The organism is Ruegeria arenilitoris (assembly GCF_013035425.1).
GTDB lineage: Bacteria > Pseudomonadota > Alphaproteobacteria > Rhodobacterales > Rhodobacteraceae > Ruegeria > Ruegeria arenilitoris_A.
Map to the genome: position 1 here is coordinate 158244 of NZ_WQHX01000007.1, position 14143 is coordinate 172386.

At 51.3% G+C, this 14143-nt stretch carries 17 protein-coding genes and 1 other RNA gene; 6 read left to right on the plus strand and 12 right to left on the minus strand.

Translation table 11 applies throughout. The annotated features are described in order from the left end of the window. Positions 1 to 16: 16 nt before the first annotated feature. The 3 genes from GOV45_RS18190 to fumC are packed head-to-tail and all read right to left on the minus strand — an operon-like array spanning position 17 to position 1805. Positions 17 to 238, minus strand: a complete 222-nt coding sequence (locus GOV45_RS18190; RefSeq protein WP_170480413.1) for a ribbon-helix-helix domain-containing protein — start codon at positions 236 to 238, stop codon at positions 17 to 19. Continuing rightward, a complete protein-coding gene (locus tag GOV45_RS18195) occupies positions 235 to 411 on the minus strand; it encodes a DUF4169 family protein (protein ID WP_170480414.1) in 177 nt (58 codons plus the stop codon). Before GOV45_RS18195 ends, GOV45_RS18190 begins: the two co-directional genes overlap by 4 nt. Next, a complete protein-coding gene (gene fumC / locus GOV45_RS18200; protein ID WP_170480415.1) occupies positions 411 to 1805 on the minus strand; it encodes a class II fumarate hydratase in 1395 nt (464 codons plus the stop codon). The genes GOV45_RS18195 and fumC overlap by 1 nt, the downstream gene beginning before the upstream one ends. Before the next feature lie 206 nt (positions 1806 to 2011). Between fumC and GOV45_RS18205 the strand changes: the two genes are divergently transcribed. Next, complete coding sequence (locus GOV45_RS18205; RefSeq protein ID WP_437436531.1) at positions 2012 to 2575, plus strand: hypothetical protein; 564 nt, start codon at positions 2012 to 2014, stop codon at positions 2573 to 2575. Positions 2576 to 2605: 30 nt separating this feature from the next. Here the strand turns inward: GOV45_RS18205 and GOV45_RS18210 are convergent, their stop codons facing one another. The 9 genes from GOV45_RS18210 to GOV45_RS18250 all read right to left on the minus strand — a co-directional run bounded on the left by GOV45_RS18210 (position 2606) and on the right by GOV45_RS18250 (position 9610). Beyond that, positions 2606 to 3070: an SspB family protein gene (locus GOV45_RS18210; RefSeq protein WP_170480417.1), complete on the minus strand. Its 465-nt coding sequence runs from the start codon at positions 3068 to 3070 to the stop codon at positions 2606 to 2608. 76 nt (positions 3071 to 3146) lie between these two features. Next, complete coding sequence (chrA, locus tag GOV45_RS18215) at positions 3147 to 4397, minus strand: chromate efflux transporter (RefSeq protein WP_170480419.1); 1251 nt, start codon at positions 4395 to 4397, stop codon at positions 3147 to 3149. Beyond that, positions 4394 to 5209 (minus strand): chromate resistance protein ChrB domain-containing protein, encoded by an 816-nt coding sequence (locus GOV45_RS18220; RefSeq protein WP_170480421.1) that lies wholly within the window; start codon positions 5207 to 5209, stop codon positions 4394 to 4396. Before GOV45_RS18220 ends, chrA begins: the two co-directional genes overlap by 4 nt. Before the next feature lie 131 nt (positions 5210 to 5340). After that, positions 5341 to 5772, minus strand: a complete 432-nt coding sequence (locus GOV45_RS18225; protein WP_170480423.1) for an ester cyclase — start codon at positions 5770 to 5772, stop codon at positions 5341 to 5343. A 100-nt stretch (positions 5773 to 5872) separates the two neighbouring features. Continuing rightward, positions 5873 to 6219: a transfer-messenger RNA gene (gene ssrA, locus GOV45_RS18230) on the minus strand. A gap of 36 nt (positions 6220 to 6255) precedes the next feature. Further along, a complete protein-coding gene (locus GOV45_RS18235) occupies positions 6256 to 6618 on the minus strand; it encodes a DUF4345 family protein (RefSeq protein WP_170480425.1) in 363 nt (120 codons plus the stop codon). Between the two features lie 68 nt (positions 6619 to 6686). Continuing rightward, a complete protein-coding gene (locus GOV45_RS18240; protein ID WP_170480427.1) occupies positions 6687 to 7337 on the minus strand; it encodes a hypothetical protein in 651 nt (216 codons plus the stop codon). Positions 7338 to 7350: 13 nt separating this feature from the next. Then, positions 7351 to 8751, minus strand: a complete 1401-nt coding sequence (locus GOV45_RS18245; protein ID WP_170480429.1) for a selenium-binding protein SBP56-related protein — start codon at positions 8749 to 8751, stop codon at positions 7351 to 7353. Between the two features lie 127 nt (positions 8752 to 8878). Then, entirely contained in the window at positions 8879 to 9610 is a 732-nt protein-coding gene (locus GOV45_RS18250) for a FadR/GntR family transcriptional regulator (protein WP_170480431.1), read from the minus strand. 87 nt (positions 9611 to 9697) lie between these two features. On the opposite strand from GOV45_RS18250, the gene GOV45_RS18255 reads away from it, so the two are divergent. The 5 genes from GOV45_RS18255 to frr all read left to right on the plus strand — a co-directional run bounded on the left by GOV45_RS18255 (position 9698) and on the right by frr (position 14134). Further along, positions 9698 to 10489 carry a DUF2182 domain-containing protein gene (locus GOV45_RS18255; RefSeq protein WP_170480433.1) on the plus strand — a complete coding sequence of 264 codons (792 nt, stop codon included), beginning with the start codon at positions 9698 to 9700 and terminating at the stop codon, positions 10487 to 10489. Positions 10490 to 10493: 4 nt separating this feature from the next. Beyond that, positions 10494 to 11198: a DUF1326 domain-containing protein gene (locus GOV45_RS18260; protein WP_170480435.1), complete on the plus strand. Its 705-nt coding sequence runs from the start codon at positions 10494 to 10496 to the stop codon at positions 11196 to 11198. A 56-nt stretch (positions 11199 to 11254) separates the two neighbouring features. Further along, positions 11255 to 12349 carry a dimethylsulfoniopropionate demethylase gene (locus GOV45_RS18265; protein WP_170480437.1) on the plus strand — a complete coding sequence of 365 codons (1095 nt, stop codon included), beginning with the start codon at positions 11255 to 11257 and terminating at the stop codon, positions 12347 to 12349. Between the two features lie 51 nt (positions 12350 to 12400). After that, complete coding sequence (acuI, locus tag GOV45_RS18270) at positions 12401 to 13396, plus strand: acryloyl-CoA reductase (protein ID WP_170480439.1); 996 nt, start codon at positions 12401 to 12403, stop codon at positions 13394 to 13396. 174 nt (positions 13397 to 13570) lie between these two features. Then, positions 13571 to 14134: a ribosome recycling factor gene (frr, locus tag GOV45_RS18275; RefSeq protein WP_170480441.1), complete on the plus strand. Its 564-nt coding sequence runs from the start codon at positions 13571 to 13573 to the stop codon at positions 14132 to 14134. The last annotated feature ends 9 nt before the right edge of the window (positions 14135 to 14143 follow it).

The window sequence follows — 14143 nt, forward strand, 5'->3', positions numbered from 1 at the left end:
TTCAAAAGACAAGGATTCAATTTTTTGACCAATACCAATTTAAAACGAATACCCGAATAGCCGATGCCAAACCTGTATCAGGGTTCCGGGCGGCATCAATTTCTGAAGCTAGGACGTTGATAGGAATTGATTTTGATTGTGCGATCTCGCGAAATGCATTCCAAAACTCATCCTCCAGCGACACCGAGGTTCGATGACCCTGCAGCGTAAGCGATCGTTTGATCGGAGGCCCACTCATTTATCCAACTCGTGATTATCCAATTCTTTCTTGGACTTGGAACGCTCAAGATCAGTTGCTTCCTTCTCGGCTTTGCTACGACCATAACAGAAGGAATTCCGATCCGCGCGGGCCTTTTTCTCGGCCCGCGACTTTGCTTTTCTATACCGGTTCAGGTTGACCGGCTTGCCCATCAGTTCTTCGGACCGATCATATGTTCAGGCCGCACAACGGCATCAAAGGTCTCTTCATCCACGAAACCCAGCGCGATTGCTTCTTCTTTGAGGGTTGTCCCGTTCTTATGAGCGGTTTTTGCAACCTTTGTGGCATTGTCGTAACCGATTGTTGGGGCCAGTGCAGTGACCAGCATAAGCGATTCTTTCATCAGTTTGTCGATACGTGGTTCGTTGGCCTGTATCCCAAGCAACATACGTTCAGTGAAGCTGTCGGTGGCATCTCCCAATAACTGAATTGATTGCAGTAGGTTATACGACATCATTGGGTTATATACATTCAGCTGGAAATGGCCCTGCGAACCGGCAAATTTCATAGCTGCATCGTTCCCCATGACATGTGCAGCAACCTGAGTCAGAGCTTCGGCTTGCGTTGGGTTAACCTTGCCCGGCATGATGGAAGAACCCGGTTCATTCTCGGGAAGGATAAGTTCGCCCAAACCAGACCGCGGTCCCGAGCCCAGGAAACGGATATCATTGGCAATTTTATAGCAAGAACCTGCAACCGTTGCCAAAGCCCCTGACAGAAAAACCATCGCGTCATGAGCCGCCAGAGCCTCAAACTTGTTAGGTGCGGTGACAAATGGCAGCCCGGTGATTTCTGCCATGTTACTGGCTACCGCCTCATCCCAACCGCTATGAGTGTTCAAGCCAGTACCAACGGCGGTCCCACCTTGCGCCAATTCGTAAATGGCAGGCATTGCTGAATGAACCCGCGCAATGCCTTGGCGAATCTGATGAGCGTATCCCCCGAATTCCTGCTCGAGCGTAAGTGGCGTGGCATCTTGTGTGTGTGTGCGCCCAATCTTGATGATGCCGGCGAATTCCTTTGCCTTTTGCTCTAACCCACTTGCCAGTTTTTCAAGCCCCGGCAGCAGAACATCACGAACGCTCATCGCGGCGGCAATATGCATCGCAGTGGGGAAAGTGTCATTGGAAGACTGCCCCATATTGCAATGGTCATTTGGGTGAACGGGATCTTTCGAACCAATCACGCCACCCAGTATTTCGATGGCGCGGTTGGCGATCACTTCGTTCGAGTTCATGTTTGATTGTGTTCCCGAACCGGTCTGCCACACGACTAAGGGAAAGTTATCATCGAACTTACCATCAATAACCTCGTCCGCAGCCTGAATCACCGCATCGGCAATCTTGGCATCCAACTTACCTGTAGCTTTGTTTTCCATTGCGCACGCTTTTTTTATAACGCCCAATGCACGAACAATGGCTACTGGCTGTTTTTCCCAACCGATCGGAAAATTCATGATAGACCGCTGGGTCTGCGCGCCCCAGTATTTGTCCGCTGGTACTTCGAGAGGGCCAAAACTGTCGGTTTCGGTGCGGGTCTGAGACATTTGTCACTCCGTTTGGCATGCAATCGTATGCCGTGTAACCTCAGCATCAGCGCAAGGCAATCGGCCAGTTACGCGCACCTTAATCTTTGGCCTAACAAAGGTATAGATACGGCGCGGTTCCATTATTTGTCCGTTAGCGAAAACAGTGCCATTGTGCCCAAGCGAGCTAAAGTTACAATATAAGCGCAACCGCGACGGAGTTTCTTATGCGTGCAGCACACATTGTCCGACCTGTGTATATGTTTATGACCGTGTTTTCCGTGTCGCTATTGCTTTTGGCCGGCACAAATTCCACTTTCGCCGCAGAAATTGAACCATTTGTGGGGGATTATGTTGGGTCCGCTAATGTCGTAGACTCTGACGGCACAGAGACCCCAAGGGATATGAGCGTATCGATTAGCGAGTTAAAAGACGGATTCAACGTAAGTTGGACCACAACCACTTACAAAGGTGACGGTCGCATCAAAGAAGAAGAATATTCGGTCGACTTTAAGACGACTGAGCGCCCTGATGTGTTTTCGGCGGCTATGAAACGAAATGTGTTCGGTCACGAAGTCCCGTTAGACCCGATGAAAGGCGAACCGTTTGTTTGGGGACGGATCGAAGGGGCGACACTGACAGTCTTTTCATTATTTATTGGTCCAAACGGTGGATACGAATTGCAGCAATTCGACCGAACTCTTGCCGATGGCGGGCTAGACCTTTCTTTCTCGCGATTCCGCAATGGTGAAAAATCGAGGTCGGTAGAGACATTTTTGGAGAAAAAATGAACCCGGCTGGTTAGGGGTTAGTTTGGGCAGTTACTTGCGGAAATTGTCCAACGAAACAACATCCGCATCGTGATGATGCTTCTCTTCTTCAGAATCGATTTCGATCGTTTCTTCTTCTGAAAACTCCGCCTCATCCTCATCTTCTGCGCTCTCAAATCGCAATCCGAATTCAACAGATGGATCGACGAAAGTTTTGATGGCCATATACGGGATGTACAACGGCTCCGGCGCGTCGCCGAAGTTCAGTGTGATTGAGAAACCATCGTCACCGACCTCTAGATTCTCGAACCAGTGCTGCATGACTATTGTCATTTCTTCAGGGTAACGTTCTCGCAACCAGTCGGCCAATTCGACACCCTCTTGTTGCGTGTCGAATGTGATGAAGAAGTGGTGTGCACCCGGTAAACCGTTATTTGACACGTCAGTAAGAACAGTCTTGATAAGACCGCGCATTGCCGTGTGCATAAGGTTCCCATAATCTATGTCTTGCGACATTTTCGATCCTCGAGCGTATTTGATGTCAGCATAAGGGATTTGAGCGGAAACGAAAGACTGGGTTGCACAAGTTCAGCTACAAAACCTCAATCGCAATTCCCGCTAGGCTCATCGCTATCAGCGTTACTGTCAAACCTGATTTCATGCGGAATATCAAGATACTCGCTATCAAGATCAAGATCAAAGCTGCGAGGTCCAGCGTGGACGGGACGGGCAGGGGCATTTCGAATGGCCCCCACGATACTCCATCCACCGATCGGAACAGAACATTCATACCGAACCACACCGAGAGGTTTAGAATCACTCCGACAACCGCGGCGGTTACAGCCTTCATCGAAGCTGCCAATCGCGGGCGGGTCGCGATATTGTCTAAGTACGGGCCGGTCAAAAAAATCCAAAGAAAACAAGGTACAAATGTTGACCATAGGGCAACAATACCAGCGGCAATGGCAAGGGACGTACCGCCTGCCATCTGTCCGGTCAGCATAGCAACGAACTGTGTGACAAGAATCAAAGGCCCAGGCGTTGTTTCAGCGAGTCCCAAGGCATCTATCATTTGGTCAGTGCTGATCCAGTTATAGGTTTCGACGACCGTTTGCGTCATATACGCTAGTACGGCGTACGCGCCCCCAAACGTCACAACTGCCAATCGGGCAAAGAACCAACCCAGTTCAGCCAGTAGAGTTTGCCCCGCCCAGCTAAGTAAAATCAGCGGGATCAGCCACAAAGCGAGCCAGACGAAAGCTGTTCGGATGGGACGTGTAAGTATGGGAGAGGGGTCAACGGGCGGTAAAGTTATGTTTTGCGCCGTGCAATACCCCCAAATCGCCGCCGTGAGGATGATCAAAGGAAAAGGCAGATTGAACACAAAAATCGCCAAGAAACCCAAACCCGCAATCAGTCGATATCTGCTGTCTGTTAAGGCTTTGCCGGACAAGTTTCGAACTGCTTGAATTACGATGACAATAACTGTCGCCTTGATCCCTAAAAAGCCGGCCTGAACCAAAGGCAGGTCTCCGTAAGCCGCGTACAAAAAGACAAGCAACGTTATCACGATGGCACCGGGCAATACGAAAAGACTGCCGGCAATCAAACCCCCGACGACCCCTTTGAGGCGCCATCCAGCATATGTGGCTAATTGCATGGCTTCAGGCCCCGGCAGCAGCATGCACAACGATAAAGCACGCAGATAAGTCTGTTCATCCAGCCAAGACCTACGCTCCACTAATTCCTGGTGCATCAACGATATCTGAGCAGCCGGACCGCCAAATGAAAACAGCCCTATGCGCCCAAACACAAGGCAAAGCTCGTTTATGCTCGGTGTCATGAGGTGTGACCGTTCGGCCAATCATGAACTTCATTGAAACCGTCACGAGCCCATCGGTATAGAGCATCGTAAATGTGCATACCGGCTTCAAGCTGTTGATGGTCGTCTTTGTATTGGCGCGATAGACCAACCGAAATTGCTAACAATCCAGCAGCTTCCGGGGCCACCTTATGTTTGTTTGTGTCTGCTGCACGAATAACATCGGCCATGCGATCAAGGGGGGCGGAGTGGATATCGAACTCGTCAAGCATCGTATCGAAAGTACAGTTTTCACCCCGGTGGCTCCAGAATTCACCGTCTTCGTCGAACGCAGTCGCACCAAACTTTGCTACCACACCTTTAACCTCGGACGGCGCTACAAAAAGGAACCGAGCGTTGGGATCCACAAATCGACGAATAAGCCACGGGCATGCAATCCGATCGATTTTAGGTCGATGACGTGTAACCCAAAGTGTTCCTGACCCGACTTCTTCCGGCAAAGCCGAAACTGAAACCAGTTGGCTATCTGGCATGTCCCGCCAAGCAAAGTGACCGCCTTCAAGATACTCGGCCGCGTGCCCATCGCTGCGCAGCCACGAAACCACCCCTTGGCTCAGTTTTTTTCCTTTTTGACAAATAATAACGCAGGGTCGGTTACCGATAAGTGCCCGCAACTCGACGATTTGGTTATGCGGATGTCGTACTGATCCAGGTATGAGCCTGGGATCATCGGCGAAGTCAAAATCTGTGCGTATATCCACTATAATAGGCGCAGATGGCGTCCCGACAATCCGGGCAAGTTGTTTTGGGGTAATAGCGTTTGGGGCAGCCACAGCATGTCTCCTTCTAAATCTCGGATACATGCGAAACTTGGGCTGCCGCCTCACGGGGCGTTCGCAAGCTAACCCCTTAAGGATTTGCTAGCGTGTAAGTAACGTGTTGGTCAAGCGTACTGGACTGTATATTAGGCCCAATCCAACCGCTGACCAGTCATACAGACTGGCAAAGTGTCTTGCGGGAACTGGCCTAGCTGCTCAAACAGAGAAATAAAATCGAACTGGTTGTAGGCCTCAACAATTTTGCCGTCTTTGAACCGCGCCATAACTTGTCCAGTCACTTCCAACGGAGCACCATTGTCGGCTCGAAAAGTTCGTACATGTAAAATCGCAGAAACCCAGTCTTCGTGCTCTACGACTTTGGGCAGATAAAACTTTATGTCGCCAAGCACGTGGCGAAATGCGGTTACAAGGTCACGAAAATCGTCAGCTCCAACTTGCATTTCTGGGATCAAACCTTCGGCCATTACATCCGGAGCAAAGAATTTATTTATTGCGTCCGTATTCCCATTTTCCCAAACCTCGGAGTACCACCTGCGAAGTATTTCTGAATTCGTCATAACGACTCTCCTGTCCTGTTCCGGCAGGATGTGAAACAGAAATAAACAAACTCTGAACCGTTTCGGAATTTGTGGGGCAAACAACAGACATAAAGCGGTAAATGCAGGTTTCTGTTGCCAGGTACCTGCGAACCCCGCCTTACGCGGCTAGGCGCAAGGACTTAGATTTCGGTCTTGTTACTGCTTACGCAGCAACTGCAACCGGAGCACGATTGTCGTTTGCAATTGTACTATTTTCGCCGATAACGGTGGCAGACAGCCGAGACAAAGCTAACCCCTTTAGACGTTCGTCGATCCTATTTCGGCCCCATGATCCCCAAACGAAGGACTTTGGTGGAGCCGCCGGGTACCGCCCCCGGGTCCGATCCGTTTATTACGAGCGCGTTTATGTCCATAGTCCCGAAGGACACATATTATATAGGTGAGGTTTGGCTCGGATGCAAATCGGGAATGATGGGTTCAAGCGCTTTTTATTCCAATGCCTTACACGGACCTGTTCATGTTTGCAGCGATTAGCCAAATTGCCAGGACCAATTCGATTCCTCCGAAAGTCATAGCTTTGGCCAGTGGCGGATTATCAAGAAGGACTGACACGAAACGCCCCAAAGCTGCGCCAGCATAAACAATGCCGAGCATCGCATAGGCCGAGGGTGTATTTAACCAAATCACCGCAACTCCAGTCACAACGAATAATCCGCCTACAGATGCCCGCATTTCGCTTAACCCCATGTTGCTGTCTGTAGGCGCGAGATCCAGCGAAGCCGCAGTCCACGCTGGGGCAAGAAACCCGAACAGACCAAACCCAATCGTCAAAAGCGCGGCTAAAACATTGAATACTGCTGTCATGATGTCCTCGTCGGGTTCAAAAAAGCGATTTGATAGAACCTAATTCGACCAGCTGGAATGAAAAGCAATTAAAGCGCGGACCACAATCCCAAAATACCAACTAAGATCAGGCTCAAGGCCCAAATCAGTTCTAGGTTAAACCAACTGCGGGACAGAAACTGAAGACCAAGCCAGCGATAAACAGCAAAGGCCACAATACCCCCTCCCAAAACCATGGCGGTCGTATGTATGACAGCCACAGCTAAGACGAGCATCCCGTTGGTAGTCATGATCTCGGAAACTGCGCGGTGGCCGGCATCCAGTTCATCAAGACCACATAGTCCAAGATAGATCGGGACCAACATCAATGCGGCACCGTGTGCGAGAGCAACAAGAAACGACCAAAGGGCTAACTTGCTGGGTGGTATGCGAGAAAGAACTCGGGGGTGCCGTCGCGTTATCGCGATGTAAAGACCCATGGTGATGACTATAAGAGCAGCACCAACGCGAATTTCCCGCTGATAGTCGACAAGTAGCGTCATTAATGCGAAGGGAAGCAAAACTCCCAACATTGCCACGAAATGCCCACCAGCCAAAGCAGCTAGTGCGCCCCAAAGCGCAGATTGCCGTTGCTCCATCAGGGCCGACGAAACCGCCAGCGGCCATCCCATCCCTGGATTTAATCCGTGGTAGGCTCCGCTTAGAAAGACGGCCAGCCAAAGGCCAGCCGTCGATGTCATCAGAAACTCCAATTCAGACGGACGGGTAGCAGAAACTGTCAGTTGAACAGTCGCCACCCTCAAGACGGATTTGGTGACTCCGGTAGCCTTTCGGGAAATCCACCCAGAATTTGGGATCAAGCGTCAAGCCACCGTTTTCACCGACATCAGCCTTGACCATAGCGGCTCCACGATCACCGGGGTAGAACTGATCATCCCATGTCGAATACAACGAATTCGTCCAATAAACGCGTTTGCCGTCCCGGCTGATTTCAACCATTTGCGGCCCATAGCCAAATTCCTGACCGTTCGGATGCTTCGTCTTTTTGACGATGCCGCCAATTTCAACCACGCCGGCCAACTTTGGGTTCATTGGGTCTGACACATCGTATTGATGCATTTCGCCTGTTCCCCAGCAGGAGACGTAGAGATAGTTATCATCAAGGCTCAGATCGATGTCCGTCACTAATGGAGGAACCGCCGAGAAACCTTTCAGCAGGTCAGGCAAATCGTCAGGGTCAGCCGGTTGTGGATCAATGGTGATCGTCTTCTTCGCCTCAAAGGTTCCGTCGTCGTTGCGCCACCACGTAAAGATCGCACCCTGCAGGTTAGTGGTATCGACTACGACACCGCAAAATCCATATTGCTTTACGGGATCATGAGCTGGGCGAATCTCCAAAGCCATTTGGTGGTTCTCACCTAAATCAATGGTCTGAATATTGGTGCGATCACGAAGGTTCCAAAAGTGAATCCGATGCCCGTACTTGTTCGAAAGAAGATCCTCGGCCACGATCCCGTTTTCGAATTGCGGTGGTAATCCCCATTCAGAGCTTACCATGTAATCGCGAGGCAGGTTCCACCAGAAATCATAATGCTTGTCTTGAACTCCACGCTCGATCTCGTATCTACCAATTATATCAAAGGTTTCGCAGTCCATGATAAAAATACCCGGAGGACCATCTGTTCCGTCCTTTCCACCACCGCCAAGTGTGCTGACATAGATGCCTTCCGGTCCGCAATGGATCGTGTGTGGGCGGGAATACCCAGTTTTAGCAAAGACTTCTTCGGGTTCGATAATCTTGTGAATTTTGGCTTCCAGCGGATTTTTAACATCAATAATGTAGATTCGGCTTGATCGAATGCCGGGAATTATCAGGTAACGGCGTTCAAGGAATGCATGTCCGCTAAGTGGCGACAGAGAAGACGAGCACGCATTCCAACCAAAATGGTGAAATTCATCCCCTTTTTCGGGCATAATCACCTGATGAACGATTTTTCCGTAATCTCCCGATGTTGGGTCGACGTTCACAACAGCCAAGCCATCTGGCTGTGAAAAATCTGGACTAAGCATAAGCGTGAAAGCCAGTGTTTCCGTCGGTCCTTCCATAGCCAGCTTTGCAGATGGATAAAAGGTTGGGTCCGGTCTTTGGTTCATAACGTCCTCCCGTAAGAAATTGATATTCAACATTTTTGAGAGTTCCGGTCTTGATGCCGGGTGACTGGCTGCCTGCTCGTGTTTCAGTGTCTTCCTTCTGCTGCTCCAATTCCGTTTAAATTCTGCTTCAGGCCGGCTTGCGGCGCTGTTCTGCAACGTCTTGTGCCAGTTGGCGCGTATAAGTTTCCAAATCCGCCAGCGCCGCGTCGACAACATCGGCGTCGCGTGCTTCTAACGCATCTGCGATTTTGCTGTGCATAGCAATTATCGCCTCTCGCGACCTCGCTGTGAAGGTGATCATGTTCATCAACGGCTGCATAGCTTCAACTGCACCAGCTAATTGATAGGACAAAACCGGATTTCCCGCACCATCCACCAATGCTCGGTGAAAAGCTACATCCGACGTACAAAACGCTTCGTCCGTAAGTCCTGGCTGTGACTGTCTGAAAATTTCCGTTCTCATAGTAGCCAAATGGTCAGGCGTACGCCGGTCGGCTGACAAAGCGGCGCACGCTCTTTCCAGCGCGTACCGTGCCTCGCAAGCCGTATCAAAACTGACTGCATTCATAGATAACAACAGCGTCGAGGTTGTGATTTGCTGGGAATAGGCGTCTTCAAAATTAAGCCGATTTACAAATGCTCCACCAGCGGCACCGCGCTGTGTACGGATCAGGGACTGGGCCGCCAACCTCTTTAGCGCCTCGCGGACTGTTGGACGCGAAACTCTGAACAGATCGGAAAGCTCGGTCTCCGAGGGAAGCCGCTCATCAACAATTAACGCCCCCGATACTATCGCGTCCCGGATGGCCTGCGCGATCTGTGCGGAAAGGTCGGCAGGGTTTTGTGGGTCTATTTTCATGTCCAAAGGCCAGCATGTCAGATTTTATTTGTCTGACATTTAAAAGTCTGACATTTGAAAAAGCAAGAACTGAGTCGGGAGGAGAAAATGAGTCGCGCAATGCTACGCAGCGGATTGTGGTTTGGCTTTTACGCCGCCATCCTTTGGGCGTGGTGGACTATGTTCTCGATGAGCCGCGATATGGATCTGGATTGGATCGGTCGTCCGGGTCCGATGGGCGAAGCCATGCGTGTAATGGACCCGCGGATGGACATGTACATGCCCATGGCTGAGTTCGGCCCTTTGTTCTGGATGTGGGCGATTATGATGGCTGCGATGATGTTGCCAACGCTTGTTCCGACTTTGCGCAGCTATGAAGACCTGATCCGCAGCGCTAACGGAAGCCGCGCTGGTTGGATTGGCGTTCTGAGTGGATACTTCCTTGTCTGGGCGGGCTTTGCGGCACTTATCACTGCACTTCAGTTGGCTCTACTTTTTGGTGGTGCAATAGATATGCTGGGGATTGCAAAATCACCTTATCTAGCAGGCGGCTTGTTGGTTTTGGTGGGCGGATTCCAGTTCACTCGCCTCAAAGAAACTTGCCACGGCATCTGCCACGCTCCTATGACCTACTTTTTGGGGCACTGGAAAACTGGTTATTTCGGCGGTGTTCGAATGGGGCTTGGCCTCGGTGTTTTCTGCCTAGGTTGCTGTTGGGGCTTCATGGCCCTGGGTTTTGTTGGCGGCGTCATGAGCCTGCTATGGATGGGTTTGGCGACCCTGTTTATGGTTTTGGAAAAACTTCCCCAAATTGGTCACGCCGTGACCCGACCCATGGGGTTTGCTTTGATCGCGAGCGGAGTGATCCTGCTCGGGCATCACATCGTTTACGGAGGATAACGTGATGGCAAAGAACAGAAAACCAGAGGCGGACAAACTGCCCATAAGCCAGCGGATCGACAGTCGTATGCCCAACCCGAAGCGGCGTGAAATGAGCCCAACTGACTGGGCAATCAAGGGCGAACTGATCTTAAATTGTTCCTGTGATGTCTTTTGTCCGTGCGTTGTCTCGCTTGGCGCGCATCCTCCGACCGAAGGTCATTGCCATGCATGGATGGGCGTGATTATCGACGAAGGCAATTTTGAAGGCGAGGACTTATCGGGGCTAAACGTGGGACTGCTGGTCGATATTCCGGGCCGCATGGGTGAAGGTCAGTGGAAAGTGGCGGCCTATGTGGACGAACGCGCCAGTGGGAAGGCTTACAACGGCCTCTTACAAATTTTCAGCGGTCAGGCTGGGGGAACGACTGGTTTGTTCACAATGCTTGTCAGCGAGATCATAGGGGCAGAGCGGGCGCCCGTTCAGATAGAGCGCGACGGAAACAAACGCCGGATCGTTATTGGACGCAAGATTCAAGGCGAGATTGAGATGTTGGCCGGCAAGGACGCTGATCATCCAGTGATGGTTTCGAATTCAAAGTACTGGATGGGACCAGATATCATTGTTGCCCGCGGAACAAAATCAAAGGTTCGTGACTATGGTCGCGTTTGGGACTTTGGTGGAAAATCCGCTGAGATTTGCCCGATCGACTGGCATGGGCCAAAGTGACGTTCGACCCTGAACCATCTGTAACCATGTAGTTTTTCTGCCTGAAGGATCGGAAAATGGCAGTCATCACTCCTAACCGACGCGTACGTAAAACGCCATTTACACCCGGTGTCGAAGCTGCTGGGGTTGGCGGATACACAGTCTACAACCACACGCTTCTACCCACGTTTTTCGAGAGTGTCGAAGCTGATGCAGCACATCTGAAGCAACACGTTCAGGTCTGGGATGTTTCGTGCGAAAGGCAAGTTCAGGTCAAGGGACCGGATGCTTTGCGCCTTATGAAAATGCTAAGCCCACGTGACATGGACCGTATGCAAGCGGATCAATGTTACTATGTACCGATTGTGGATCACAATGGCGGTATGCTGAATGATCCTGTGGCGATAAAGCTGGCCGACGATCAATACTGGTTGTCTGTGGCTGATGGTGACCTGTGGCAGTTTGCTTTGGGTCTTGCAATCGCATTGGGTCTGGATGTCGAGATCACCGAGCCCGATGTTTCGCCGCTTGCGGTTCAGGGTCCAAAGGCCGACGACCTTATGGAACGCGTTTTCGGCGATCAGGTAAGGGACATAAAATTCTTCCGTTACAAACGTTTGCGGTTCGAAGATCAAGAATTCATCGTTGCGCGCTCAGGATGGTCAAAACAGGGTGGTTTCGAAATCTACGTCGAGGGTTCCGAATATGGAATGCCCTTGTGGGATACGTTATTCGCCAACGGGCAGAATTTGAAGGTCAGAGCCGGGTGCCCAAATAATATTGAACGGGTTGAAAGCGGGCTGCTTAGCTTTGGCTCTGATATGCGGCGCGAAAATACTCCCTATGAATGTGGATTGGCTAGGTTTTGCAACTCGCCGCTCGACTATATCGGCAAATCGGCTTTGGCTGGACAAGCCGAAAACGGTCCGCCACGGCAGATAAGACCTTTGGTGATTGAAGGCGAAATTGGACCGTGCACCCAATCTTGGCCCTTGCTTGCCAACAGCACTCAGGTGGGTCAGGTGGCTTCGGCTGTCTATTCGCCCGAGTTTGGAGTCAACGTGGCAATTGGGATGGTGGACCGAGCCTATTGGGAGCCGGGGACACGGATCGAGTTGATGACGGAACACGGAATGCGGTGGGCGGAGGTTCAGCAAAGTTTCTGGCGATGACCCACGACAAACAGCGGACGAAAATTGAGATCGGATTACGGAGATATAACGATGTTCAATGCATTAGTAGTTGAAAAAGATGAAGAAAGTGGCCTGGCCAGTCCTTCGGTGAAACAACTTTCTGACAGCGATCTCCCACATGGTGAAGTCACGGTGGCAGTTGAGTATTCGACGGTGAACTACAAGGATGGATTATGCATGTCGCCAAAAGGAGGAGGGTTGGTTCGAAACTATCCTCATGTGCCCGGTATCGATTATGCGGGTACAGTCGAATCCTCTTCCGACGATCGATATAAACCTGGCGACAAAGTTGTATTGACGGGCTGGCGCGTTGGCGAGGCTCATTGGGGCGGATACTCGCAAAAGGCAAGCGCACTGGCTGATTGGCTTGTGCCGCTGCCGGACGGTCTAGACACGCGACAAGCTATGGCTGTCGGAACGGCAGGTTTCACGGCCATGTTGGCCGTTATGGCGTTAGAAGACCATGGTTTGAAACCGGGTCACGGTCCTGTTTTAGTTACAGGGGCCGCTGGTGGTGTAGGCTCTGTCGCGACAGCTATTCTGGCTCATCTGGGCTATGAGGTTGCCGCTGTCACCGGGCGCCCTGATACGGCTGACTACCTGAAATCTCTGGGTGCAACGAGTATCGTCCCAAGAGAAGAATTGAATGAAACAACCAAGCGCCCTTTGGAAAGCGAGACTTGGGCAGGTTGCGTGGACGCCGTCGGCGGCGCGATGTTGGCTCGGGTTCTTGGGCAGATGAAATACGGCGCGTCGGTTGCTGCGGTTGGTCTCGCCGGGGGTGCTGCTTTGCCCGCTACTGTAATTCCGTTTCTGCTTCGCGGAGTGAATCTGCTGGGGATAGACAGCGTAATGCAGCCCTACGAAAATCGCGTTCGTGCCTGGCAGCGCATTGCCGCAGACCTGCCGATGAACAAGCTTGAAGCGATGGTCCATCCTGCCACTTTGCAAGATCTGCCAAAACTTGGCGCCGACATACTGCAAGGGCAGGTTAAAGGGCGCGTAGTCGTAGATTTGAATTCCTGACTTAAAAAATCAGCGGCCCACACGATTGGGTCGCTGAATTAATTGGTCAGAAACTTAAAAATGGCCGCTAGAGCTCTGGGAATTGCCACATTTGGCGGCCATGATTGCTATACAACCCTATTCCGATGGCTTATGACCCACGGGAACAGCACTTGAAGACGGGGAGTGAGCAGTATGTCTGACGATTTCGAACTGGACACCGATGATCTGAAGCGCCGAATGGAAGGCGCCATGTCCAATCTCAGGACGGAATTTGCGTCGTTGCGGACAGGGCGGGCGTCTGCATCCATGCTGGAACCCGTTATGGTTGACGCTTATGGATCTATGACACCGATCAATCAAGTTGGAACAGTGAATGTGCCCGAGCCCCGTATGGTGACGGTCAACGTTTGGGATAAGTCGCTGGTCGGAAAGGTTGAAAAAGCAATCCGTGAAAGCGGGTTGGGAATTAATCCGCAACTGAACGGTACGATCATCATGTTGCCCATTCCCGAGCTGAACGAAGAACGTCGTCGGGAACTTGGCAAGGTTGCAGGCCAATATGCTGAAAGCGCGCGTGTTTCGATCCGCAATGTTCGCCGCGATGGCATGGACCAGATAAAGAAAGCCAAAGCTGACGGTATGTCCGAAGACGACCAAAAGTTCTGGGAAAACGAGGTTCAGGAACTGACTGACACAATGATCAAATCGGTTGACGAAGCGCTGGAAACTAAACAAGCAGAGATTATGCAGGTCTGAGAACGTCAC